The 24,575-nt window shown below is 42.2% G+C and carries 23 protein-coding genes; 4 read left to right on the top strand and 19 right to left on the bottom strand.

Annotated elements, in window-relative coordinates:
• Positions 1 to 89: 89 nt before the first annotated feature.
• Positions 90 to 281 (bottom strand): 30S ribosomal protein S21, encoded by a 192-nt coding sequence (rpsU, locus tag LKE01_RS00460; RefSeq protein ID WP_035177572.1) that lies wholly within the window; start codon positions 279 to 281, stop codon positions 90 to 92.
• 177 nt (positions 282 to 458) lie between these two features.
• On the opposite strand from rpsU, the gene LKE01_RS00455 reads away from it, so the two are divergent.
• The gene (locus LKE01_RS00455; RefSeq protein WP_054768969.1) at positions 459 to 1,280 is read left to right on the top strand and encodes a pyruvate, water dikinase regulatory protein; all 822 of its coding nucleotides are present in this window, start codon (positions 459 to 461) and stop codon (positions 1,278 to 1,280) included.
• 13 nt (positions 1,281 to 1,293) lie between these two features.
• On the opposite strand, the gene LKE01_RS00450 is transcribed toward LKE01_RS00455, so the two are convergent.
• From LKE01_RS00450 to hisS, 7 genes are all read right to left on the bottom strand, one after another.
• Positions 1,294 to 2,214, bottom strand: coding sequence for a deoxyribonuclease IV (locus LKE01_RS00450; RefSeq protein ID WP_095344850.1), 921 nt, complete (start codon positions 2,212 to 2,214; stop codon positions 1,294 to 1,296).
• A complete protein-coding gene (locus LKE01_RS00445; RefSeq protein WP_057962852.1) occupies positions 2,207 to 3,427 on the bottom strand; it encodes a CDP-glycerol glycerophosphotransferase family protein in 1,221 nt (406 codons plus the stop codon). Before LKE01_RS00445 ends, LKE01_RS00450 begins: the two co-directional genes overlap by 8 nt.
• 16 nt (positions 3,428 to 3,443) lie before the next feature.
• Positions 3,444 to 4,253 (bottom strand): ABC transporter permease, encoded by an 810-nt coding sequence (locus tag LKE01_RS00440; protein ID WP_054768970.1) that lies wholly within the window; start codon positions 4,251 to 4,253, stop codon positions 3,444 to 3,446.
• 13 nt (positions 4,254 to 4,266) lie between these two features.
• Positions 4,267 to 5,418: a CDP-glycerol glycerophosphotransferase family protein gene (locus LKE01_RS00435; RefSeq protein ID WP_095344848.1), complete on the bottom strand. Its 1,152-nt coding sequence runs from the start codon at positions 5,416 to 5,418 to the stop codon at positions 4,267 to 4,269.
• Positions 5,419 to 5,519: 101 nt separating this feature from the next.
• Positions 5,520 to 6,395 (bottom strand): YitT family protein, encoded by an 876-nt coding sequence (locus LKE01_RS00430; RefSeq protein WP_057962853.1) that lies wholly within the window; start codon positions 6,393 to 6,395, stop codon positions 5,520 to 5,522.
• Between the two features lie 138 nt (positions 6,396 to 6,533).
• The gene (aspS, locus tag LKE01_RS00425; RefSeq protein WP_057962854.1) at positions 6,534 to 8,321 is read right to left on the bottom strand and encodes an aspartate--tRNA ligase; all 1,788 of its coding nucleotides are present in this window, start codon (positions 8,319 to 8,321) and stop codon (positions 6,534 to 6,536) included.
• Positions 8,322 to 8,323: 2 nt separating this feature from the next.
• The gene (gene hisS / locus LKE01_RS00420) at positions 8,324 to 9,631 is read right to left on the bottom strand and encodes a histidine--tRNA ligase (protein ID WP_054768971.1); all 1,308 of its coding nucleotides are present in this window, start codon (positions 9,629 to 9,631) and stop codon (positions 8,324 to 8,326) included.
• Between the two features lie 363 nt (positions 9,632 to 9,994).
• Between hisS and LKE01_RS00415 the strand changes: the two genes are divergently transcribed.
• Positions 9,995 to 10,837: an N-acetylmuramoyl-L-alanine amidase family protein gene (locus LKE01_RS00415; protein WP_056982623.1), complete on the top strand. Its 843-nt coding sequence runs from the start codon at positions 9,995 to 9,997 to the stop codon at positions 10,835 to 10,837.
• Position 10,838: 1 nt separating this feature from the next.
• Here LKE01_RS00415 and LKE01_RS00410 read toward each other — a convergent pair whose 3' ends face one another.
• From LKE01_RS00410 to LKE01_RS00385, 6 genes are all read right to left on the bottom strand, one after another.
• A complete protein-coding gene (locus tag LKE01_RS00410; RefSeq protein WP_054768972.1) occupies positions 10,839 to 11,480 on the bottom strand; it encodes an HAD-IA family hydrolase in 642 nt (213 codons plus the stop codon).
• Positions 11,481 to 11,536: 56 nt separating this feature from the next.
• Positions 11,537 to 11,983: a D-aminoacyl-tRNA deacylase gene (gene dtd / locus LKE01_RS00405; protein WP_056982621.1), complete on the bottom strand. Its 447-nt coding sequence runs from the start codon at positions 11,981 to 11,983 to the stop codon at positions 11,537 to 11,539.
• Between the two features lie 12 nt (positions 11,984 to 11,995).
• Positions 11,996 to 14,224, bottom strand: coding sequence for a RelA/SpoT family protein (locus LKE01_RS00400; RefSeq protein WP_056982620.1), 2,229 nt, complete (start codon positions 14,222 to 14,224; stop codon positions 11,996 to 11,998).
• Positions 14,225 to 14,313: 89 nt separating this feature from the next.
• A complete protein-coding gene (locus LKE01_RS00395; RefSeq protein WP_056982617.1) occupies positions 14,314 to 15,054 on the bottom strand; it encodes a 16S rRNA (uracil(1498)-N(3))-methyltransferase in 741 nt (246 codons plus the stop codon).
• A 2-nt stretch (positions 15,055 to 15,056) separates the two neighbouring features.
• Entirely contained in the window at positions 15,057 to 16,016 is a 960-nt protein-coding gene (gene prmA / locus LKE01_RS00390; protein ID WP_056982615.1) for a 50S ribosomal protein L11 methyltransferase, read from the bottom strand.
• 109 nt (positions 16,017 to 16,125) lie between these two features.
• Entirely contained in the window at positions 16,126 to 16,476 is a 351-nt protein-coding gene (locus tag LKE01_RS00385) for a hypothetical protein (RefSeq protein WP_179286794.1), read from the bottom strand.
• Between the two features lie 165 nt (positions 16,477 to 16,641).
• Between LKE01_RS00385 and LKE01_RS00380 the strand changes: the two genes are divergently transcribed.
• Positions 16,642 to 17,037: a hypothetical protein gene (locus LKE01_RS00380; protein ID WP_056982613.1), complete on the top strand. Its 396-nt coding sequence runs from the start codon at positions 16,642 to 16,644 to the stop codon at positions 17,035 to 17,037.
• 128 nt (positions 17,038 to 17,165) lie between these two features.
• Complete coding sequence (locus LKE01_RS00375; RefSeq protein ID WP_054768973.1) at positions 17,166 to 17,609, top strand: hypothetical protein; 444 nt, start codon at positions 17,166 to 17,168, stop codon at positions 17,607 to 17,609.
• A gap of 64 nt (positions 17,610 to 17,673) precedes the next feature.
• Here the strand turns inward: LKE01_RS00375 and lepA are convergent, their stop codons facing one another.
• From lepA to hrcA, 5 genes are all read right to left on the bottom strand, one after another.
• On the bottom strand, positions 17,674 to 19,512 hold the full coding sequence (lepA, locus tag LKE01_RS00370) for a translation elongation factor 4 (RefSeq protein WP_056982611.1): 1,839 nt from the start codon (positions 19,510 to 19,512) through the stop codon (positions 17,674 to 17,676).
• A 160-nt stretch (positions 19,513 to 19,672) separates the two neighbouring features.
• Positions 19,673 to 20,821: a molecular chaperone DnaJ gene (dnaJ, locus tag LKE01_RS00365; RefSeq protein WP_056982609.1), complete on the bottom strand. Its 1,149-nt coding sequence runs from the start codon at positions 20,819 to 20,821 to the stop codon at positions 19,673 to 19,675.
• Between the two features lie 110 nt (positions 20,822 to 20,931).
• Complete coding sequence (dnaK, locus tag LKE01_RS00360) at positions 20,932 to 22,803, bottom strand: molecular chaperone DnaK (RefSeq protein WP_056982607.1); 1,872 nt, start codon at positions 22,801 to 22,803, stop codon at positions 20,932 to 20,934.
• 27 nt (positions 22,804 to 22,830) lie between these two features.
• A complete protein-coding gene (grpE, locus tag LKE01_RS00355) occupies positions 22,831 to 23,439 on the bottom strand; it encodes a nucleotide exchange factor GrpE (protein ID WP_054768974.1) in 609 nt (202 codons plus the stop codon).
• A 17-nt stretch (positions 23,440 to 23,456) separates the two neighbouring features.
• Complete coding sequence (gene hrcA, locus LKE01_RS00350) at positions 23,457 to 24,500, bottom strand: heat-inducible transcriptional repressor HrcA (protein WP_056982629.1); 1,044 nt, start codon at positions 24,498 to 24,500, stop codon at positions 23,457 to 23,459.
• Between the last annotated feature and the right edge of the window lie 75 nt (positions 24,501 to 24,575).

Here is a 24,575-nt window from a genome sequence, read left to right as displayed (position 1 = left end):
AACCTCTTTTCAGTTAATACTTAAATTTTAACATTAAAAAAGATCAGAGACTAATAAACATTAGCTCCGACCTCTATAATCGCTATTGATTAATAACGACGTTTCTTCTTATTGTTACGCTTACGTGCTGCTTCAGACTTTAATTTACGCTTAACACTTGGTTTTTCATAAAACTCTCGTTTACGATATTCCTGTAATGTACCGCTTTTAGAAACTGTACGTTTGAAGCGTCGAAGAGCATCATCAAGAGACTCGTTTTTACGAACGACTGTCTTTGCCATATGAAATTCCCTCCCTCCGAGCTTAAATGTAACTGTTTAATCAACACATTAAGTGTTTTCTAAAACGGTTCGAAGTAAATTATACATATTAATCGATATATCGTCAATGATTTAAGATAAAAATGATACTTCATGTTAATATTTAGTTAGTAAATATAATTTTAGGGGTTATTTATCATGCAAACTCAAAACGTTTTTATTATATCAGATTCAAGCGGTGCAACGGCTCAGACAGTTGCGCAAACCGCCCTGTCACAGTTTCCAGACATTAAAGGCGAGATCCGGCGCTTCCCATTTATCCAAACTGATTCGATTTTAAGGGGAATTTTAAAGATTGCCTTAAATCAGCATGCGATGATTTTCCATACGTTGGTCAATACCGATCTCAGCAAAATGGTTCAAAGCTTCTGCAAGGAAAACGGCCTTTCGGACTTTGACTGTGTTCAATCACCAATGAACATGCTGAGTCAATTGACGGGTCAGCAGCCGGCCCACGTTCCCGGATTAATTCATGATTTAAATCAAAATTATTTCGAGCGAATCTCCGCAATTGAATTTGCCGTCGAAAATGATGACGGTAAAAATCCAAAGGGACTTCAAGAGGCCGACATTGTGTTGCTTGGTGTTTCAAGAACGTCTAAAACGCCATTATCATTATACTTGGCAAATCAAAACCAAAAGGTTGCCAACCTGCCAATCGGCCCTGAATTGCATCTTCCGGACGAAATTCACGATATCGACAAGGATAAGATGTTCGGCTTGTTAAACACACCCGAAAAGCTCAGCAAGATCCGTAAGCAGCGAATGATTTCATACGGCATGAATCCTGATACGCCTTATTCTGATCCAAAGCATATCAAGACTGAATTGGAATACGCAAAAAAGCTGTATCGTAAGATTGGTTGTTTGACAATTAATGTCGCAAACAAGTCAATCGAAGAGACAGCTACCATCATTTTGGAAAGTTTAAATTTGAATACAACAGAATTTGAAGATTAACAAGCAGCCGGTATCAATATGGCTTGCCTGCCTTCATATCTTCAATAATGTCGGGATTAAATTTCTGCTTTTTAAGCATCGCAACTTCATAACCGTGAGGATTCCACTTAATCTTTTTGTTGTCGGGATCCTTCAAAACTGGCGTTTCCATTATTTTGGGAACGCTTTTTAGTTGGTCATGATGAGCAACATAATTGAGGGCGTCAAACCCGATTGTCCCCAAACCAATGATTTGATGACGATCTTTGTGGCTACCCTGCTCATTTTTGGAATCGTTTAAGTGAATGACCTTAAGTCGATCCAGCCCAATGATGTGATCGAACTCGTTTAATACACCGTCAAAATCATTCTTGATATCATAACCGGCATCGCTGGTATGACAAGTATCAAAGGTAACGGCTAATTTGTCATTATTTTGAACCTTATCGATAATCTCAGCCAACTGTTCGAAAGTGACACCAACTTCCGTCCCCTTGCCTGCCATCGTTTCCAAGGCAATTTGGGCATGCTGGTCATCAGAAATGACTTCGTTAAGCCCTTTGGCAATTTGATTAATTGCCTTTTCAGGTCCGGCACCCACATGAGCACCCGGATGCAAAACGATTTCTTTAGCGCCAATTGCTTCAGCACGTTTGATTTCCTGTTGAAGAAATTGAACGCCAAACGTAAAGTTTTGCGGCTTCAAAGTGTTGCCAAGATTAATAATATAGGGCGCGTGAACAACGACTTCTTTTAAGCCGTTGTCGGCCATAAACCGCTTACCCGCATCAGCATTTAATTTTTCAATCGGTTTTCGAACGGTATTTTGAGGAGCTCCCGTGTAAACCATAAAAACATTCTCACCATATGAGGCAGCTTCTTTGGCCGAACCCAGAAACATGTCCTTGCCGTTCATACTGACATGAGAACCAATTAAAAATGTATCATCACTCATTTCGTTTTCCTCCCTGTAAAATCAGTTGACTAACCTTCTCAGAGGCCTGACCGTTTTCCCATGAGCAGAACTTCCTGTTGAATGCCTCAAGATTGGTACTAAAGTCAGTAAAGCTTCCGTGGTCAGTATAATCCTTTAAATCCTGATAAAATTCATCAGTGCTTTGAGCCATCGGTCCGGGGAGATTATCCTGATTATAATCAAAGTAAAATCCTCTCAGTTGATCTCGATAATGAATCAAATCGTAGGGATAGAAAAGCATTGGCCGTTCCAGATTGGCGAAGTCAAACATCACTGAGGAATAATCGGTAATCAATAAGTCGGTAATCAAATACAACTGATTAATATCAACATCGGCAAAAATTCGAACCCGATCTTCATATCCAGAAATATCAATCCTGTCCTTAACCAGGTAATGCGGCCGAATGACCAACATCGTATCCGGAGAAACCCGCTTAAAGAATTCGTTCAAATCAAATGGCAGGTTAAACTTATACTGTCCCTTTTCAGAAAAGCTGTCATCGCGCCAAGTTGGTGCATACATCACAACTTGTTTAGGTTGAAAACCAAACAGCTTTTGCTTAATAGTGGCAATCTTTTCTGGTGTATTTTCAGAATATAGAACATCATTTCGTGGGTAACCAATATCCAAAAAACGGCCAGCGTATTTAAAAGCCGACTTGAAAATGTCATGAGAGTACTGGTTGGGTGCGATTAAATAATCCCAACGAGCAGCTTCATCCACAAATTCCTGATGGTATTCAGCTGTCGTACTACCGGGAATTTCGACGTTGGCAATATCAACACCCAGTTTCTTTAAGGGCGTCCCATGCCAGGTTTGAATAAACGTGGTCTGTGAGTTTTTCTTCCACCACTTTGGCATTCGGGAATTCATCACCCAAAAGTCTGCTCGGGCAATGTATTTTACCCACCCTGGCGTAAAGCGTTTAACAAATTGAATGTCAGGATATAATTCTGATAATTTTCGATACTCACTCGGCTTTACGCTGAAATAGCAGCGATTGCGAGCACCAGGATCATCCGACAGCAGTTGTTTGTATATAGCAAGTGGGTTGTCACTGACATCCTTGCCGTTAAAACTTTCAAACAAAACGGTCTCTTTTTTAACCGGCATACAAATAAACCCATCGTTCATCACGATGAGTATTATGCGGGCTATAAGTTTAATAAAATTGATCATTGAACGTTTCAAAAACTCACCCTCAAAGCTAGATTAAATCAACAAATCTTGATCTGAATTTATAGTGCAAATGAGAACCAACCAATAAGAAGAACAGGATCATTCCCCAAAAGACAAGGGTCAAAGTTGGCTTTTGCCAGAACCATGCGGTCCCAAGCATCCCATCACGGAATCCTGAAACAACATAGAAGAATGGGTTTAACTGCAAGATATGAACGAATGGTGCCGGAAAGGCATCAGTCTGGAAGTTAAACAATACCCCGGACATATAAAACAGCATCCGCATCAACGATTGGAGCAGGATTCGATAATCCCGAACCAAAACAGAGATTGTCGAATTGAAGATTCCAAACGCAATCAGCCAAGCGATCATGCAAATGAAGTAGTAGATCCATTGAATCCAGTAAATCGATGGTGTCACTCCGTAGAGAAAACCAATGACGATTGAGAAGACCAGCATTGTCCAAAAAGCACTTAAGTTACTGACAATCTTAATGGTTGGCAGCACACTAACGGGAAATTTCATCTTGGAAACCATCCCGACACGTTGGTAGATACTCTTGGAAGCATCAAGAGTCGCACGGTTCATAAAGAACCAAGGCGTGATCCCGATAACCATCCAAACCAGGTAATCAATCCCGTGGGTGGAGTTTCCGTGCTTTAATCCAATACCAAACACCAGCCAATAAATTCCGATTTGAATCAATGGGTATAAATATTCCCAAATTAATCCGAGATAATGACTTTGGTATTCAGCTTTATCTTCGTATTTTGAAATTCGAAAAATAATTCCAATATTTAGAAATTGTTCTTTTATTAAAGTACTGACTTCTTTCAATGTAAGGCACTCCTTAATTAGACTCTAAGAATTTGACGTAACGATCAATGACTCGTGCAGTCGCATGGCCATCATTATACGTATTCCAGTGTTGATTAAACTTTTCAAAGTTAACAGCTTTTGATTCGGCAATTTGTTTTCTGAGCTGCTCGACCTTATAAACCGGCTCTACCGGTAGCCAGTCGAGAAAATCATCTTGAATTCCCGGATCCTTCTTGTAACTGTCAATATCAAACATAAAGAAAATCATCGATTTGGCATTCGGCAATAAGCTGAAGTCAAATGCAACGGAAGAATAATCAGTTACAAGCGTGTCGGCAACTGCCAGTAAATCACTGGTTTCAAGTTCATGATAAAACTTGATTTTGGGATTGCCAATCCGTCTCATTGACACTTCGCGGTCTCTCAACACAGGATGCAATTTGATTACAACCACAGCATTCGGATCCGCAACCAAGGCACTGCCAAGCCCCTTGGGCAGCTTAAAGTCCTGATGGGCACGATAAGTTGGCGCATACAGGATAACCCGGCGATTCTTTAATTCGGGAGCAGAACGATAAATTCTTTCCCGAGCTTTCTGTTGCCAATCCTGACTCAAATATTGATCAGATCGTGGATAACCCAGCAACTGAATTTTGTCGAAGTCTTCGTGATAACTGTTAACAAACACTTGGCCCATCGCTTTGGAGGCAACAATATACTCATCAAAGTGGTCATAGACCTTTTGAAATCGTTTCTTATCAGAAGAGCTCCGCTGTTCAGTCGTTGGATCTTGCCAGCCGAACTTCTTAATCGCACCATCAGCGTGCCAAATTTGAACGATCTTTGTCGATGGCAGTTTGATCAAACCACCTAAAAAAGCATAATAGTTGTCACAAATAATCAGCTTGGCCGACATCAGCAATGACACGTCGCTCAAGACAAATTTTAACCCATCGCTAAATGATCGTGTATTAATGCCAAAAGCTGCCAAATCAGTAGCAGCCGCTTCTGTATTGGAGCGGTATAACACATATAATTTATATTTATGTGGCAGTTTCTGCGCCAGTTGCTTAATAAAATCAACATTATCGCTGAAACTCATCACATAAACAATTTTATTTTTAGACCGCCAAACATTCATCATTGAAAATAGCTTGATCAGCCATAAATAGACAACTTTCAAAATTTTCACCGTATTTCAGTAATTTGTGATCACACACAAAAAATATTATAACATAATCCTTCTGGAGAACTAATTTCTTAGGAAATCTTTAGAAACATCAGCTAAGGCTTCGGCTCATAAAATCGGCCAAGAATTTTGACCGAATCCGATATGCTTGCGAATGCATTCGGATCAGATTCCAGCAGTGCCTCTTCAAGTTCCCCCATTTCATAACGTGAAATGACGGTAAACAAAATGGTCTTTGCATCATGGCGATAAGCCCCTTCGGCGTTATGAACAATTGTGATTCCCCGTCGCAAATGATTTTGAACACTATCAATCACTGTGTTGGGCCGATTTGTAATAATCATCACCTGCATTCGCTGTTGCCGAGTATATGTCATATCCATGACCCGGGCGTTGACAATCAAACTCAAGACTGAATAAAACGCATAAGGCCAGCCATACATAATCCCCGCCGAAAGAATAATCAACGAATTAAAGGCAATATTAATGGTTCCGATGGAATTTCCGGTTCGATGCCGGATAACAATCCCTAAAATATCAAGGCCACCGGTTGAAATACCATTTCTCAATGCCAAGCCAGTTCCAAAACCATTAACGGCCCCACCAAAGATCGCACAAATAATTGGATCATGCGTCAGTGGAATCGGCTTTAACAACTGAATCATAAAACTGGAAAGAAAAACCGTGACAATGGTGAAAATGGTGAATTCATGGCCGATTGCGCGCCATGACAACAAAAATAATGGCAAATTAAGCAGAAAGAGTGCAAGTCCAGTTGAAATTGTAAACGGGAATGCCCGGGTGGAAATGGTATTCAGCAACTGGGCAAATCCAGTGACACCGGACGAATAGATATGTCCAGGTGTCCAGAAAAAATTAACCGCGATAGAAACTAAAATTGCATAGAAAAATGAAGTTGAAATTTTGGTTACGTAGGTATGCCTACGCATTAATTTGGAAACATCATCCATAAAATAAAACCCCTTCGAATACGATTTGAAGTCCATGCTTAATGATAAACGTAAATGACAAAAATAACATTAAAAATCCTGTAATCAATGAATAGATTACAGGATTTTAAGAAATTAATTTAGTTTAAAAACTGTTGTCTACTTTTTGTCATCAGGCTTGGCAACAAACAAACCAAGATCTTCAAGCTGTTTAGTAGCAACAGGTTGTGGTGCACTGGTCAATGGTTCAACAGCCTTCGAGTTCTTAGGGAAGGCAATCACGTCACGAATGTTTTCAGTGTTGGCAAGCAAACGGACGAAACGATCCAAACCAATTGCCAGACCACCATGAGGTGGAAAACCATAATCCAAGGCATTCAGGAAGTAACCAAACTGAGCTTCGGCGCTCTCTTTGGTAAAGCCAAGTGCTTCGAACATCTTTTCTTGAAGGGCTCTGGTATGGATACGAATTGATCCACCACCAAGTTCAAGACCATTCAAAATAATGTCATAACTTTGAGCGTATGCCTTATGTGGATCTTCACCCTCGTTCATCAAGTAGTGAACATCGTTTTCATTAGGCATGGTGAATGGATGGTGAGCAGCAACGTAACGCTTTAAATCAACATCCCATTCAAACAATGGCCAGTTGACAATCCATAAGAAAGCAAACTTGGATTCGTCAATCATGTCCTGTTCCTTGGCAATTTCAACACGGAGATATGCCAATGTGTTGGCAACAACCCGGCTGTTATCAGCAGCGAACAATAACAAGTCACCAGGCTTTGCTTCGGCCTTTGCTAAAATCTTTTCACGCAAGTCAGGATCCTTGAAGAATTTGGCAATTGGACCGTTAAAGCCGTCATCAGTGACCTTAAACCATGCCAAACCTTTAGCGCCAAATCGTTCAACGTATTCGGCAAACTTGTCGAGATCTTTACGTGAATACTTTTCAGCACCACCAGGGACGGCAATTGCCTTAACTTGGCCGCCATCTTTAACGGCACCAGAGAAGACTTTGAAATCAACATCTTTCATAATATCTGAAAGATCCTTGAGTTCCATTCCAAATCGGACGTCGGGCTGATCGGTACCAAAGCGGGCCATTGATTCATCCCAATCCATTCGCTTGAATGGCAGCTTAACATCGATTCCCATTGCATCTTTCATAACTTTGGCAATGAAGCCTTCAGTAACATCTTCAATTTCTTCCTGATCGGCAAATGACATTTCCATATCAATTTGGGTAAATTCAGGTTGACGATCACCACGTAAATCCTCATCACGATAACAACGGGCGATTTGGTAATATTTATCAAATCCGGCACCCATCAGCAATTGTTTAAATTGTTGTGGTGATTGTGGCAATGCGTAGAATGAACCAGGATATACACGTGAAGGAACCAGGTAATCACGGGCACCTTCAGGAGTTGACTTGGTCAAAGTTGGGGTTTCAATGTCAATGAAACCATTTTTATCAAAGAAGCTGTGGATTGATTGAATAATCCGGTTTCTCAGCAAAATGTTTTTTTGCATTTCGGGACGACGAAGATCCAGGTAACGATATTTCAGCTTCAAATCTTCTGAAACGTTAATGCCGTCTTGAATATAAAATGGCGGTGTTTTGGCAGTTGCCAAAATTTTGGCTGAGGTAATATCAACTTCGATCTTACCGGTCTTCATCTTCGGGTTAATTTCTTTAGGATCACGGGCAACAACCTTACCCTTGGCTTCAACAACGAATTCGCTACGAAGCTTATCGGCAACAGCCAATGCATCCTGGCCAAATTCCTCACTAAATACCAACTGAACGATTCCTTCACGGTCTCGCAGTTCGATAAAAATCAAGCCTCCAAGATCTCGACGCTTTTGGACCCAACCTTTTAACACGACTTCCTTGCCGATGAGCTTTTCATCAACAAGGCCAGCATAAGTGGTTCTCTTCATGTCTAATCAATCTCCTCATCATCTGTAAAATATTTGGCAATGATATCATCAAAGTCCTTGAAAATTGAAGCAAGTGAAACGGTAACTTCTTTACCTGTACGCATCTGTTTAACATTGGCTGTCTTATTCTCCAACTCACTCTCACCAACGGTAATTGTGTATTGAGCGTTCAACTTATTAGCCGTCTTAAACTGCGCTTTGGGTTTCCGATCAAGATAATCCCGATCAACAGCAAAGCCGTCGGCACGCAATGCCTGAACAATTTGAAGGGTCAAGACGCTGGTTTGTTCACCAATTCCAACAACATAAGCATCCAGTTGATCAAGGACTGGGAACTTAACGCCCTGGGCCTCCATCAATACCATCAAACGCTCCATGCCAAGGCCAAAACCAATTCCGGGCATTTCAGGTCCGCCAAGCTGCTCAACCAAGCCATTGTAACGGCCGCCGGCACAGATAGTTGTGTATCCGTCGCCAAGGGCCTTTGAATCCACCATAATTTCAAAGATTGTGTGGTTGTAGTAATCCAGTCCCCGAACCATATCCGGATCGATGACGTAAGGAATATTCAAAGCTTTGAGTAAGCTCTTAACACGATCAAAATGTTTTTGGGATTTTTCGTCAAGATAATCCAAAATTGAAGGTGCATCTTTAACGATTTCCTTATCGCGTTTATCTTTACTATCAAGCACTCGGAGTGGATTCTTGTGAAGCCGAACTTTTGAATCATCACTCAACTCATCAAAGTGTGGATCAAGATAATCGATTAAAGCTTGACGATAAGCATCCCGGGATTCTTGATCCCCAAGGGTGTTGATTTCAAGCCGCAGGTTGGATAAACCAAATTGCTGCAGCAAATCCATCCCCATAGCGATGACTTCAACATCTAATTCGGGTTCGTCACTTCCAAAAGCTTCGACACCGATTTGATGAAATTCACGCTGACGGCCTGATTGTGGTCGTTCATATCGGAACATCGAACCCATGTAAAAGACTTTAACTGGACGTGGATGTTCCGGACCATACAATTTGTTTTCAACGAAGGCTCGAACAACCCCTGCAGTCCCTTCAGGACGAAGGCTCATGTGTCGGTCACCTTTATCTTTAAAATCATACATTTCTTTTGTTACAACGTCGGAAGTATCACCAGACGTTCTGGAAAAGACATCAAAGTTTTCAAACATTGGTGTCCGAATCTCTTGATAACGATAATCGTTAAACAGCATCCGGGCAGTCTCTTCGACGTAATTCCACTTTTGAGCTTCGCCTGGTAAAATATCAGCCGTTCCTTTTGGTCGTTGATATCTCATAATTGTTTCCTCCCACTTTTATTTCCGAAAAAAAAGACCCCTGTCCGAAGACAAGGGTGCAATGCGCACGGTACCACCTTAATTATTTCTCAAGGATAACGCTCGCACGAATAGCATTTCGCTATTAACCATTATTAGCAAAAAGTGTCACTTCGAAATAATTGACGCACTCTTTCACCAAATGAATGCTCTCTGGAAGCCAACCATAACGATAGTTCTTTTTATCGGTTGAATGTTTAACTGTCTTTAAGATTAGCGTAACCTCACTGAAATGTCAAGAGAACATCGACATGATTTCTAATCCCACTAGCCTCTTTTAGCGTTTTCAACTATAATATTATTATTTGAGTGAGGGAATAGACTTTGAAAAGAATTTGGGAAAATAAAAGCTGGATCGTGGCAACCCTGGCAATCATCATCACTTTTGTGATATTGATTCTTTCGTTGGAAGCCAATTCAGTGACCGTAAAGGTTAATCAATTAAATATTCGAAGCGGCCCTTCCGTGACCTACTCCGTTAGGGCAAAAGTTAAGCAGGGCCAACGCCTTCAGGTCATCAGTAAAAAGAGCAACTGGATTAAAGTGATCTACAAACACAAGACAACCGGCTGGGTCGCAGCTTGGTTGGTTCAAAACAGCAACGTGCAAAACGTCACCCGCCTGTCGGAGGCGACAATCGTACTGGATCCCGGCCACGGCGGTTCAGATACCGGTGCCCTTTCGATGTCCGGCCAGCCCGAAAAAAAGTTTACTTTACAGGTTGCCAAACGTGTTGAACGAAAACTTCAGGCAAGGGGCGCCCGGGTTGTGATGACGCGGAGTTCCGATAAAACAGTGCCGTTAGCTGCCCGACCGGAAGTCGCCAACTCGGCGTCAGCCAACATCTTTGTCAGTTTTCATTTTGATTCGTCGGATGAAAATAACGTTGCCTCCGGATACACCTGCTACTTCTATCACGATGGTGATTCAAAACAGTTGGCTGAATCGGTTAACAAAAAGATGACCAACTTACCAGTACCGTCTCGGGGAACTGAATTTGGCAATTTCCTGGTAATCAGAGACAATTCAGTTCCGGCCATTCTGATTGAAGGCGGTTACATCAACACCAGTAAAGACTTCAAGCAAATTAAAAGTCCAGCCTATCAAAAAAAGCTTGCAACCGATGTTGTCAACGGAATTGCAAACTATTTTAAAAATCACAATTAAATTATTTATTGGTCAGCCAAGGAACCAGTTCGTTAATCTCGGTTACCCGAATTTCAGGGTTCCCGGAATCAACAATGGTTCCATCCGGATCAAACAAACACGAAGCGATATTTGCATTGTGTCCCGCAGCGACATCAAGCTTGCGGTCACCAATCATAATCGCTTTTTTTCTATCAACATTGTTGGTTTTAATCAACCAATTAATTGAATCAGGCTGGGGCTTTCGCGGAAAGTTTTGATCAGAAGTGACAAAATCACTAAAGTAATCCAGTAAATCAAACTTCTTGAGCATGGTTTTAGCCTGATCGTCACGATGGGTGAGTAAAAAGTTCCGACCGTCCATCGAGGTTGCTAAATCAAGGACTTCTTTAGCCCCCGGAAATGGTAAGGCCGTTTCAATCATTTTTGTCTGATACGTTTTGTTAAGCTTACGGAGCTTTTTTTCGTCAATCCCATAAAAGGCCGAAAACTTTCTGATCGCTGTTCCAACGTCATGTTGACGCATTGTGACATAGATTTGATTCTGGTCAATTTCCACATCATCAACCCCTAAATCACGCAATGCCTGCATAAATGCTTCCACCATCTTTGGATACGTATCAAAAAGCGTTCCATCAAAATCCCAAAATAATTGATTAATCATTGTGCACTCCTTAAAAAAGCCGAATCTTCACGATTCGACTTTTATTTTTATCTAAATCATTTGTTATCTGTGTCAAAAAGAATGGTAACCGGACCATCATTTTGAATATTGACCAGCATGTCGGCACCAAATACACCGGTTTGAACATCCAGTCCAGTCTGTCGCAAACTTTCATTCAACTGCTCATAAACTTTGTCTGCGTGTTCCGGCTCACCGGCTTTGGTAAAACTTGGCCGATTGCCCTTCTTGGTATCTGCATACAAAGTGAACTGGGAGATGGATAAGATTGCGCCGTTAACGGCATTAATATCCAAATTCAATTTGCCATTATCGTCTTCAAAGACCCTTAACTTACTGATTTTATGGGTTAAATAGGCAACTTCTTCGTCACCATCGCTATCACTTACCCCAACCAGCAAAACGAATCCTTTGCCAATTTTGCCATGAACCTGACCATCGATACTGACGGATGCTTCTTTCACTCTTTGTAATACGACTCTCATCCAGCTAAACTCCTATCTGAATTTTCGTTCAACCAAATAAACATCGTGAACGTTTTTAATAGCACCAATTACCCGTTCCAACTGTTCAAGGTTGCGGACGCCAACGACCAGTGAAATTGTGGCCATCTTATTGTTATCAACCTGACCGTTAACAGATGACACCGTCTTGGTAGCTGAATTAACAGCGGTCAAAACGTTGGTCAATAATCCCGATCGATTGTATCCCTGAACGGAAAGACTGGCATCGTACATAGCTCGTTCTTCCGGATTGTCAGCCCAAGCGACTTCAATCAAACGTTCACCGTTTTCTTCGGCAGTTCGAATGTTTGGACAGTCAACCCGATGAATAGAAACCCCACGGCCTTTGGTAATGTAACCAACAATCTTGTCACCCGGCACAGGTGTGCAGCAGTGACTCAAGCGAACCAACAAATTGTCGACACCTTCAATGACAATTCCGTTGGAAGACTTGCGCTTCTTTTGCTTCTTGGCAGTCTCCGTATCTTCGGAAATTGTCTGATGGCCTTCAAGGACTTCCTTTTCGGCCTTATCCTGACGTTCCTTTTTAAGCTGGGCACGGGCGTCTTCGGTCAATCGGTTAATAACCCCGGTTGGCTGCACGTCACCAAAACCAACCGCTGCCAATAGATCGTCAGCGTGTTGATAATGCATGTTATTGGCTGCTTTTTCAAGTTTATCCGGAATCATGATCCGGTTGGGCTCAAATCCAGCTTCACGAAGTTTTCGTGAAATCAGATTCTTTCCCTCTTCAATGTTCTTAGTCCGATCTTCTTGTCGGAAGTACTGCTTAATTTTATTTCTTGCTCGCCGGGTATGAACCAACTTAAGCCAATCACGACTGGGACCGGCAGAACCGGTGGCAGTAATAATATCGACAATATCACCGGTCTTTAACTGATGATCCAGGGGCACAATTTTGCCGTTTACCCGCGCACCGGTGGTGTGGTTTCCAACTTCGGTATGAATCATATAAGCCATATCAAGTGGGCCGGCACCCTTGGGAAGTTCGTAAACATCCCCCTTGGGAGTAAAGACATAGACGTGATCGCCAAATAGTTCCCCTTTGACACTGTCCATAAAGTCGGCGGCGTCATCGGTATCTTCTTGAAGCTCGATAATTTGTTTAAACCAGTTCAGCTTATTGTTATCCTGAGAACTTTTAACCGCGCTGGTAATGCCTTCCTTGTATGCCCAGTGAGCAGCAATACCAAATTCAGCAACTCGGTGCATTTCTTCCGTTCGAATCTGCACTTCCAGCGGCTTGCCTTCAGGGCCGATAACGGTTGTATGCAACGATTGATACATGTTGGCCTTAGGCATTGCAATATAATCTTTGAACCGTCCGGGCATTGGCTTCCATTCGGAATGAATGGCACCTAAAACCGCGTAACAGTCCTTAATTGAATCCACAATTACCCGAATGGCCAATAGATCATAGATTTGGCTGAACTGCTTATGCTTTTCAACCATTTTCCGGTAAACAGAATAAATGTGCTTGGGACGGCCATAAATTTCAGCCTTAATTCCCAGTGCAGAAATTGCCTGCTTAACTTCCTTAATCGCCTTATCGATATAATCCACCCGTTGATCTCGTCGTGAGTTCATCAAATGAACAATTCGATAATATTGCTGTGGGTTGAGGTAACGTAATGAAATGTCCTCAAGTTCCCACTTGATAGTTCCAATACCTAAACGGTCGGCAATGGGTGCATAGATTTCCAAGGTTTCACTGGCAATGCGGCGCTGCTTATCGGGACGCAGTGACTTAAGCGTCCGCATGTTATGCAGCCGGTCAGCCAGCTTAACGATCATGACCCGGATATCTTTACACATTGCAAGCAATAACTTTCGGTGGTTTTCAGCCAGCCGTTCTTCGCTTGATTTGTATTTAATTTTAGACAGCTTGGTAACCCCGTCGACAATCAGCGCGATATCGTGGCCAAAAAGCTCTTGGATGTCGCTTAAAGTGGCCCCGGTATCTTCTACTACATCATGCAGAAAACCGGCTGAAACCGTCTCAGGGTCCATATGCAGGTCAGCTAAAATACCAGCCACTTGGGTTGGATGCGTAATGTAGGGTTCGCCCGATTGACGTTTCTGGTATTGATGGGCAATTTTTGCAAATTTATATGCTTTTTTAACCTCATCGACATGTTCTTTATTCATGTACTCGGAAACTTTTTCGATTACATCGTCTGGAGTCCAAATTTTCGTTGCCATTCTACCAACTCTTCTCTCATCTGCCCGGAGGCGTTCATCAATTAATCTTTATCATAATAATATCATTGTTGTCAACGTCATTCAGCTAACTAGATCAGTTCGGTCAAGACAGAAACCGCGCTCAAAAAATATAACGGAGCGGTTTCGGTACGCATGATTCGGGGACCAAGGCCGGCCAAAACAAATCCATTTTCTTTTAAAAGTGAAATTTCAGATTCACTAATGCCACCCTCAGGGCCAAAGACTGCCACAATCGATTGGCCTGGTGAAGTCTGCCTGACAGCTTTAACCAAATTCGCTTCTTCACCGACTTTGGCAGACTCTTCATAGGCAACCAGCTTGGTATCGAAATTCATTTGGGTCAATGCTTTAAGCCCATTCAAATAGGCAACTTCAGGAACCACATTTCGATGGGATTGTTCGGCAGCACTTAACGCGACCTCGTTCAGTCGGTTAATTTTTTTCGATGCTTTTTGATCCCACTTAACAATTGACCAGTTCATTGGCATAAAAATGACTTTTGAGACACCCAGTTCCGTCGCCTTTTGGACAATCCACTCAGGCTTGTTACCCTTTGACAGCCCACTGACGATCGTCACGTTGACAGGCAGCTCAACATCTTTATTCGTTTGTTCAGTCACCACTGCGGTGATTTGATTGCCGTCAAGCTCACTTATTTTGGCTTCAAAGACTTGATGCTCGCTTGAAACCAGTTCAAATTGGTCACCCACCTCAGCCCGCAAGACTTTCCCCAAATGATGGGCAATCTCTTTTGGCAGCTGAACGGATTGGCCGGTGGTCAAACTTTTGTTTAAGAAATAGTGCTGCATCGTTAATCCTCATCCTTTGGCTTTTGCGCGATAATGCCATACCAGTCTTTCATTCTTAACGTTTCGATGATCAGGAATCCCTGCTGGGTCATTGAATCTCGAACCGTTTCAAATTTATCTTTGATGATCCCGGAGGTCAGAAAATAACCTTGGGGCTTTAAATTCTGCCATGCCTGGGGCACCAGTGGCACGATAATTTCTGCCAAAATATTGGCAACAACAATATCGACTTGTTCATGAATCCCTTTAAGAAGATCGTTTGCGGAAACTTGAATATCTTTGGCTGCCGGATTGAGCTGAATATTCTTTTCGGCTGACCTGACCGCAATATCGTCGACGTCAAACGCGTGAATTTTTCCGGCGCCCATCAATTTGGCCGCAATACTCAAAACACCCGAGCCGGTACCGACATCTAGGATCGACTCCCCGCCCTGCATCACGATTTCCAATGCTTGAAGGGATAATCGAGTTGTTGGATGAGTTCCGGTTCCAAATGCCATTCCGGGATCCAAGCGAAGAATCTTTTCCTGATCTGATTTAGGTTGATAGTCTTCCCAGCTTGGCACAATCGTCATAAATCTGGAAATTGAAACGGGATGATAGTATTTTTCCCAAGCCGTCTGCCAATCCTGGTTGACGACCGACGTAATGTTGACTTCGGCCGGACCAGGATTTAGCCCGAATTGGGACAGATTTCGAACCTTATGGGCAATTTCTTCGGCCTCTTGGTCAATATGCTGATTATTTGGATAGTACGCTGACACAACCGCTCCCTGCGTAATATGAGTCAGGTCGGCTGGATCAACAATTTCACCGTGATCACCATATCTACCGGGCTTTAATTTTTCAAAATCCTTTGCATCTTCAATTGAGACGCCAGATGCGCCATGTTCCATTAAAATATTGGAAACAGCTTCCACTGCCTCACTGGTTGTCATGATTGATAATTCTGTCCAATCCATTGCTTTCTCCTTTAATTTACAGTCAAAAATCCGGCTTAATTGGTCATTTTAGACGGAAAGCTGGTTTCAGCCCAAATAGGCAAAAACCAGCTTTCTGTGAGAGTCCGTATCATTTTGACACGCCGTTTGCGGCATGCTTTTTTCCTTCACGCTTTTTTTCTGCCTCTCTGGCACGTACTTTAGCTTCGTGTTTCAGCAGATGGTCTTCCAAGTAATTCAATAATTCAGATTCATTTTCAAAAATCCGGGGATGCTTTTGCTTATGAAGACGTAAATCTATTTCGTTAATGCGTTGTCTTCCAGTCCACTTATGACTGTACCGAATAATAAGCCGGTTATCCAAGCGGTCGCGGCCAAATCTAAAAATGTAGATGTTGTCCGGGGTAAGCAAGGGGCGAATATATTCCTTTTTATAAAAATACCCATTTTTTCTTAAATACTGTTTCGTTCGACTTAGAATAATAACACCTCCCAGCTTATTAAATTTTAATTTTTCGAATCGAATAAATGACGAATTAATATATATAATAATTGAATGTGATAGAAAACGCAAACTGTTTCTCATACTTCGAGGTTGCTTTACTTAACAAGTTTAGCATATGATGTAGGAAAGGAGTTGACAATTATGGAATTATTCCGAATTCGATTCATCAACAAAATCCGTCCCGATACACTTGAAATTCGCTACCGGGCAGTGCTGGAGTCAAACTCCAGCGATACGATTTTTGAAGGTCACCAATTATTCCTGAGAAGTTATCTGGACCCCACAATCTTAAAATCTGGGGAAGTTGCCCTCAAGGCAATTTATAATATTTTTTCAGCAACCCCCAAGAATCTGTTGTTGGATCAGGTTGCTTTTGAGCAATCTCACGATCGAAGTCTTCTCGAAGTGCCAACCAAAAAATTCTTTGATGAATATGTGATCGACAATGGCATGATTAACCGGGTTGTTAGCCATCAGGGAAAAGACGGCAATCCAATTATTGATACCAAATTGGTCACTGAACTGCGGATTGGATAATTTCATTTCTCCCAAAGTGTATTAGTTTGACAAGTGTGTGTCAATTGTCATATGGTAACTGTGACAGGAAAATTAAAATTAAATACTGAATTTTATCATCATTTTTTTATCATTTGGGGGAAATGCATATGAATACTAGAGAAAAAATTCAGGCAGTTATCGACAGTCATGATAGTGCCTATCAAATACAGAAGTTAACGGGGGTTAACTCGTCAATCATCATCAGATTAAGGAATCATACCAGATCCATTGACCGTCTGTCACTAAATACGGTTGAGAAACTGGAACGATACTTTGACTACCACGTCAAACACGAAAATGACGACTTTCCAACATCAATTCAATTATCGCATTTTCGTCATCGCCTAATCAATCTTCTTCAAGAATTATATGAAATTCAACAAGCAAAAGTTGAATCTCCCGATGCCCAACCAGATGAAAAAGCAATGACCGCTGCGGTTGAGCAAATGTTCAATGACGTTATCGGCAATAAGCTTGAACTGGAACATCTTGAAACAATTTACAATCAATTGGCTCCAAACCCCAATCAGTTGGAAGCCGAAGTAAAATAAACGATTTCAAAAATCCCATTACTTGGATGAATAACATCCAGTAATGGGATTTTTATTTGCAAATTTATTTGTCGCCTTTTTCTTCCTCGTCAGTTTGAAGAACGGCCATGAAAGCTTCCTGAGGGATATCAACCTTCCCCACTGCCTTCATCCGCTTCTTACCGGCTTTTTGCTTTTCAAGCAACTTCATCCGACGGGTTCGATCACCACCATACAACTTGGCGGTAACATCCTTTCGGTATGCCTTGATATTGGTTCGGGCAATAATTTTGGCACCAATTGCCGCTTGAACCGGAATTTCAAAGTTTTGCCGGGGAATAATGTTCTTTAATTTTCCGACAATGTCTCGTGCTCGGGATGCAGCAAATTGACGGTGAGAAATGAAACTCAACGCATCGACTTTTTCACCATTTAATAAAATATCAATTTTAACCAGGTCACTTGGCTTATAATCTTCCAAATCGTAATCAAGTGAAGCGTATCCTTTGGTACTTGACTTTAATTTATCAAAGAAGTCAAAAATGATTTCTGACAACGGCATATGATAAATCACGTTAACTCGGTACTCATCGAGATACTCCATCGTGTCAAATTCACCACGTCTACGCTGGCAAAGCTCCATCACCGGTCCAACATAATCGTTTGGAACCATGATAGTGGCTTTAACGTATGGTTCGGAAATCTGCTTAATGGATGAAACATCCGGCATTTCTGATGGGTTTTCAACGGTCTTGTCTTCCCCATCGGTCAATTTAACTTCGTAAGTAACTGATGGTGCGGTCGTGATCAACTCAAGGTTAAATTCCCGCTCGAGTCGTTCCTGAACAACATCCATGTGGAGTAGTCCAAGAAAACCACAACGGAAACCGAAGCCCAAGGCCTTGGAAATTTCGGGTTCAAATTCCAATGCGGCATCATTTAACTTCAGTTTTTCCAAAGCTTCACGTAAATCATCAAACTTGGCGTTATCAGTCGGGTATAATCCGGCATACACCATCGGGTTCATTTCACGATATCCGGGCAATGCTTCATCTGCTGGGTCAAGAGCGTTGGTAACCGTATCACCAACACGGGTCTGGGTGATATCTTTAATGCTGGCAGTAATATAACCAACATCTCCGGACATGAGGTAGTCTCTTTTAACCGGTTTAGGTGAATTGACACCCACTTCGGTCACTTCATACTCACTACCACTGTTCATCATTCGAATCTTGTCACCAGGCTGAACGGTTCCTTCAAACAACCGAACACTGAGGACAACCCCGCGATAATCATCGTAGACGGAGTCAAATACCAGTGCCTTTAAAGGTGCTTTGACATCCCCATCGGGAGCTGGAATCTTATGAACGATTTGTTCAAGGAGTTCTGGAACCCCGATTCCCTTCTTGGCACTTGCCAAAACGGCATCAGACGCATCCAGTCCAATCACATTTTCAATTTCACTCCGAACCTTCTCGGGTTCTGCAGATGGCAAATCAATTTTATTGATTACCGGCACAATTTCCAAATTATCGTCAATCGCGAGATAAACGTTGGCCAAAGTTTGGGCTTCGACTCCCTGTGCAGCATCGACAACCAGTACCGCACCCTCACAGGCAGCAAGGCTTCGCGAAACTTCATAAGAGAAGTCCACGTGCCCCGGGGTATCGATTAAATGGAACTCATAGTCATGACCATCTTTAGCATGGTATGTGAGTTCAACGGCATTCAGTTTAATGGTAATGCCTCGTTCACGCTCAAGATCCATGTTATCCAACAATTGATCTTTCATGTCACGTTTGGCAACCGTATCCGTCATTTCAAGAATTCGATCAGCTAAGGTCGACTTCCCATGGTCGATGTGAGCAACGATGGAAAAGTTTCGAATATATTTTTGATGATCCTTCATTTTGTCTAAATCCATGTTGTGTTCTCACTTTCATTTGTTTAACTGTTTACAATTATAACAGCCATTTGTGTTTATCCAAAGTTAAACAAGAATCGTGACCGATCGATAAGCTAAAAAAAGAGTCCAGCGGCGCTGAACACGCCAACTGACCCTTTAAAAATGATTGACCATCATTTTATTTATCAAATGCATCTTTCATCTTGTCAAAAAAATTACTGCCGCCCTTACCGGCGATATTGTCGCCACTTGCCTTGGCAAATGCTTCCAAAGCAATCTTCTGATTCTTATTGAGCGACTTTGGTGTCACAACCGTAACGGTAACCCGTTCGTCACCATTGCCGTTGCCACGCAGTCTTGGAGCACCCTTACCTTTCAAACGGAAAGTGGTGCCGGTTTGAGTACCGGCAGGAACTTTAAGTTCGACATCACCATGAACAGTCTTGACTTTAATTTTGCCGCCAAGTGCTGCTCGGGCAAATGTGATCGGCTGGTTGACGTAAATTGTCGCACCATCACGCGTAAAGTCTTTGCTTGGCTTTACCCGGAAGACAATATACAAGTCACCATAAGGGCCGCCATTTTCACCGGCTTCACCTTGGCCTTGAAGTCTCATCTGTTGACCATCGTCAATACCGGCTGGGACATTGACTTCAAGTTCATGACGCTCGTCAGTTTTACCACTACCGCCACAAGTTGGGCACTTCTCTTTAATTTCTTTACCGGTTCCGTGACATACAGGACATACCTGACGTGACTGCATTCTGCCAAGCGGTGTATTGGTCTCGGTGGTTACATAGCCACGACCTCCACATCGGGAACAGGTAACGGGTGAAGTACCGGGCTTGGCACCAGTACCGCCACAGGTCTTACATTGAGCTTCACGGTTATATTTAATAACCGTCTTTTTACCAAAGATGGCTTCTTTAAATTCCAGCGTCATCTGGTATTGCAGGTCACGGCCTTGTTGTGGTGCGGAAGGATCAGATCTTTGCTGACCGCCGCCGAAGAATTGGCTGAATATATCATCAAAGCCAAATCCACCGCCGGCACCGCCACCAAAGTTACTGAATCCGCCTTGGCCGCCACCGCCAAATCCGGCACCAGCACCATCAGCTGAGCCATATTGATCATAGTTGGCCCGCTTTTGTGGATCACTCAGTGTTTCGTATGCTTCGTTAATCTCTTTAAATTTTGCTTCAGCATTAGGAGCCTTATTAATGTCTGGATGCCACTTTTTTGAAAGCTTACGATAGGCGTGTTTGATTTCGTCATCGCTGGCGTCTTTGGAAACTCCAAGAATATCATAATAATCTTTTTCTGCCATTAGAAACTCCCATCCTCATTCAAGTCTTTAACCATGATAATATACCATATTTTAACAAAAAGCCAAAGCCAGCCGGCCTTGACTTCTCATCAAAAATATTAGCTTACAAATTACTTTTTATCATCATCGTGAACTTCGTGGAAGTCACCGTCAACAGTACCATCGTCACCCTTGCCAGTGCCTTTGTTGTCAGCTGAACCGGCTTGTGGGCCAGCTTGGCCAGCAGCGCCACCGTCTTTAGGTGCTTTTTGTTGATACAATTTGACAGCCAAGTCTTGAACAATCTTGTTCAAAGCATCCTTCTTTGACTTCATGTCGTCAACGTTGTTATCTTCCTTGGCTTTCTTAAGAGCGTCACGAGCATCTTCAGCCTTCTTGATTTCGTCGTCTGATACTTTGCCCTTAACATCTTTAAGAGTCTTATCAGTCTGGAAGATCAATTGGTCAACTTCGTTGTTCAAATCAGCTGATTCCTTACGCTTCTTATCAGCTTCTTCGTTTTCCTTGGCTTCGTTCATCATCTTCTTGATTTCATCATCTGAAAGACCTGATGAATCTTTGATGGTAATCTTTTGCTCTTTGCCAGTTCCCTTATCCTTGGCAGAAACGTTAACAATTCCGTTCTTGTCAATATCAAATTTAACTTCGATCTGAGGAACCCCACGAGGAGCAGCTGGAATGTCAGTCAGCTGGAATTGACCTAATGTCTTATCATCGGCAGCCATTGGACGTTCACCTTGGAGAACGTGGATATCAACGGCTGGTTGATTATCGGCAGCAGTTGAGAATACTTGTGACTTGCTGGTTGGAATCGTTGTGTTACGGTCGATTAACTTAGTGAAGACACCACCCATGGTTTCAATACCAAGTGACAATGGAGTAACATCAAGCAAAACAACATCCTTAACATCACCGGTAATAACACCACCTTGAACAGCGGCACCTAAAGCAACGGCTTCATCAGGGTTAATTGAGTGGTTTGAATCCTTACCAGTCCATGACTTTACAGCTTTTTGAACAGCAGGAATACGAGTTGAACCACCGTTTAAGATAACTTGGTCAATGTCTGAAGTGCTCAACTTGGCATCCTTCAAAGCATTGTCAAATGGAACCTTGGTCTTGGCAACCAAGTCAGAAGTCAATTCGTTGAATTTGGCACGAGTCAAAGTTGTTTGCAAATGCAAAGGACCATTTTCACCAGCGGAAATAAATGGCAAACTGATTTCTGATTCAGTCACACCTGAAAGATCCTTCTTAGCTTTTTCAGCAGCATCCTTCAAACGTTGTAATGCCATCTTGTCTTTTGACAAATCAACGCCATTGTCCTTCTTGAATCCTTCAACCAACCAGTCAATGATTCGTTGGTCAAAGTCATCACCACCAAGATGAGTATCACCATTAGTTGATAATACTTGGAAGACACCGTCACCTAATTCAAGGACGGAAACATCGAAAGTACCACCACCTAAATCGTAAACCAGGATCTTTTCATCTTTATCTTGTTTATCCAAACCATATGCCAGAGCAGCGGCAGTTGGTTCGTTGATAATTCGCTTAACAGTTAAGCCGGCAATTTTACCAGCATCTTTAGTTGCTTGACGTTGAGCATCGTTAAAGTAAGCAGGAACAGTGATAACGGCATTTTCAACCTTGTCACCCAAATAATCTTCGGCAAAATCCTTGATGTATTGAAGAATCATCGCAGAAATTTGTTGAGGAGTGTACTTCTTACCATCGATATCAACTGTGTAACCTTTTTCACCCATGTGACTCTTAATTGAGCGAACGGTGTTTGGGTTGGTGATTTCTTGTCGCTTGGCAACTTCACCAACCTGTGGCTTACCATCTTTAAATGCAACAACTGATGGTGTCGTACGGGCACCTTCTGGGTTTGGAATAATTTTAGGCTCGCTGCCTTCAAGAACGGCAACGGCGGAATTAGTAGTTCCTAAATCAATACCAATAATTTTATTACTTGCCATAGATAATCCTCTTTTTCTTTTAAAGTTTTATTTTGCTACAACAACCATTGCTGGTCGAAGAACCCGGTCCTTCAAACGATAGCCGTCTTGAAGAACCTGAACAACAGTGTCAGCCGGATGATCATCATCGGCTGGCGAAGTCTGAACTGCTTGATGAAATTTTGGATCAAATGGTTTATTTAATGCATCAATCACTTCAACCCCGTTATCAGACAAGGCTTTGTTGAAATGCTTATAAACCATTGAAACACCCTGCTTAAGCTGCTTGCCGCCTTCATCAGTGACATCAACTTTTAGTGCTCGCTGCAGGTTATCCGCAATCGGCAGAATATCATGTGCCAATTGTTGACCGTCATACTTGATCAGGTCTGCTTGTTCTTTCTTGGCATGGGTTTCGATATTTCGCATATCGGCTTCAGCCCGAAGGAATTTGTTTTCCATTGCGTCAAGCTTCTTTTGCAGTTCAACAACTGTTTGTTTTAACTTTTTAGTATCATCAGAATCTCGGCTTTGGGTCTTATCAGCGTCTTTGCCATGCTTAGCTGTTTGTTTCTCAGCTTTGCCAGCTTGAGCCGATTTCTCCTGAGTTGGCCCGTTTTGATTCTTCTTAGTTGAATCATCTTTACTGTCTGCCAAACAATCGCCTCCTTAAATTAATCGTTATCATCATCGTAATAGCCCAGCAGCTTCTTGGTTAATTCTTCTCTTAAAGCCCCGACTATTCCAATAACTTTTGAGTAAGGCATCCTGGTCGGTCCAATGACAGCAATCACACCGTGGCCATACTCTTTTAAGTCATAAGTTCCTGTGATAATACTATAATCTTTCAACAAATCGTTACGAAGCTCTCCGCCAATCCGGACCTGAACATCTTTGGAGTTCGGATCAATAATCTTTGAAACCGAATCCTCGGTGCCAAGCAAATGGTAAAGCGGCTTTAAACGATCAATATTTTGACGTTCAGCGAATTTCAATAAATTCAGTTGACCGTCAACATGAACTTTATCCCGACCGGCTTCGGTCAGCATATCGCCAAAGATCTTCAAGAATCCCTCTGGACTTTGAATATATTTCGTCATGAGCATTGGAATATCAAGTTTCAACTTGTCCATGACTTCCTTCAAAGGCTTGCCAACCAACTCCGTGTTGATAATGTTGACGATGGTTTCAAGTTGTTCGGATGAAACATTTGCCAACCGGAAAATCTTATCAATAACATGACCGGTATTGGTAACAATAATTGCCATTACCTGTCGGTCATCCAGCTTAACCAGCCGGAAACCGCCAAGCTTAACGTTATCCCCTGATTCGGGATTAAACGTTAAAGCCATGTAGTTGGTCAAATCAGATAAAACTTTCGCTGATTCCTGAACGATCTCATCAATTCGATCGAATTCATTGTTAAAAGACGTTTTAATTAAATCTTCCGCCCCCTCATCAAGCGGGTCCGGTTGAACAAGGTTATCGAGGTAATAACGATAACCTTCAATTGACGGAACCCTTCCTGATGAAAAGTGGGTTTTATTGATTAAGCCCTTTGATTCAAGTGCAGCCATGTCATTTCTGACCGTCGCGGAACTAACGTGGGTCGGAAACTCCTCAGCCAATGCCTTGGAACCAACTGGCATCCCTGTTCTTGTGTAATCACGAATGATTATTTGAAGAATATTTTTTTGCCTATCCGTTAGCACCCAAATCACCTCTTTTTAGCACTCAATATACCCGAGTGCTAAGGCACATTTATAATTTAACAAACCATCCTTTATAAGTCA

Origin of the sequence: Lentilactobacillus kefiri (assembly GCF_007989105.1) — a bacterium.
GTDB lineage: Bacteria > Bacillota > Bacilli > Lactobacillales > Lactobacillaceae > Lentilactobacillus > Lentilactobacillus kefiri.
The sequence above is the reverse complement of the archived record's forward strand: the minus strand, read 5'-3'. Positions and strand labels throughout refer to the sequence as shown.

Excerpts from the sequence above, each read along its gene's own strand:
- rpsU (WP_035177572.1), bottom strand. The coding sequence starts at position 281 with ATGGCAAAGACAGTCGTTCGTAAAAACGAGTCTCTTGATGATGCTCTT.
- LKE01_RS00455 (WP_054768969.1), top strand. The coding sequence starts at position 459 with ATGCAAACTCAAAACGTTTTTATTATATCAGATTCAAGCGGTGCAACG.
- LKE01_RS00450 (WP_095344850.1), bottom strand. The coding sequence starts at position 2,214 with ATGAGTGATGATACATTTTTAATTGGTTCTCATGTCAGTATGAACGGC.
- LKE01_RS00430 (WP_057962853.1), bottom strand. The coding sequence starts at position 6,395 with ATGGATGATGTTTCCAAATTAATGCGTAGGCATACCTACGTAACCAAA.
- aspS (WP_057962854.1), bottom strand. The coding sequence starts at position 8,321 with ATGAAGAGAACCACTTATGCTGGCCTTGTTGATGAAAAGCTCATCGGC.
- hisS (WP_054768971.1), bottom strand. The coding sequence starts at position 9,631 with ATGAGATATCAACGACCAAAAGGAACGGCTGATATTTTACCAGGCGAA.
- LKE01_RS00410 (WP_054768972.1), bottom strand. The coding sequence starts at position 11,480 with ATGATTAATCAATTATTTTGGGATTTTGATGGAACGCTTTTTGATACG.
- dtd (WP_056982621.1), bottom strand. The coding sequence starts at position 11,983 with ATGAGAGTCGTATTACAAAGAGTGAAAGAAGCATCCGTCAGTATCGAT.
- LKE01_RS00400 (WP_056982620.1), bottom strand. The coding sequence starts at position 14,224 with ATGGCAACGAAAATTTGGACTCCAGACGATGTAATCGAAAAAGTTTCC.
- LKE01_RS00395 (WP_056982617.1), bottom strand. The coding sequence starts at position 15,054 with ATGCAGCACTATTTCTTAAACAAAAGTTTGACCACCGGCCAATCCGTT.
- prmA (WP_056982615.1), bottom strand. The coding sequence starts at position 16,016 with ATGGATTGGACAGAATTATCAATCATGACAACCAGTGAGGCAGTGGAA.
- LKE01_RS00380 (WP_056982613.1), top strand. The coding sequence starts at position 16,642 with ATGGAATTATTCCGAATTCGATTCATCAACAAAATCCGTCCCGATACA.
- LKE01_RS00375 (WP_054768973.1), top strand. The coding sequence starts at position 17,166 with ATGAATACTAGAGAAAAAATTCAGGCAGTTATCGACAGTCATGATAGT.
- lepA (WP_056982611.1), bottom strand. The coding sequence starts at position 19,512 with ATGGATTTAGACAAAATGAAGGATCATCAAAAATATATTCGAAACTTT.
- dnaJ (WP_056982609.1), bottom strand. The coding sequence starts at position 20,821 with ATGGCAGAAAAAGATTATTATGATATTCTTGGAGTTTCCAAAGACGCC.
- dnaK (WP_056982607.1), bottom strand. The coding sequence starts at position 22,803 with ATGGCAAGTAATAAAATTATTGGTATTGATTTAGGAACTACTAATTCC.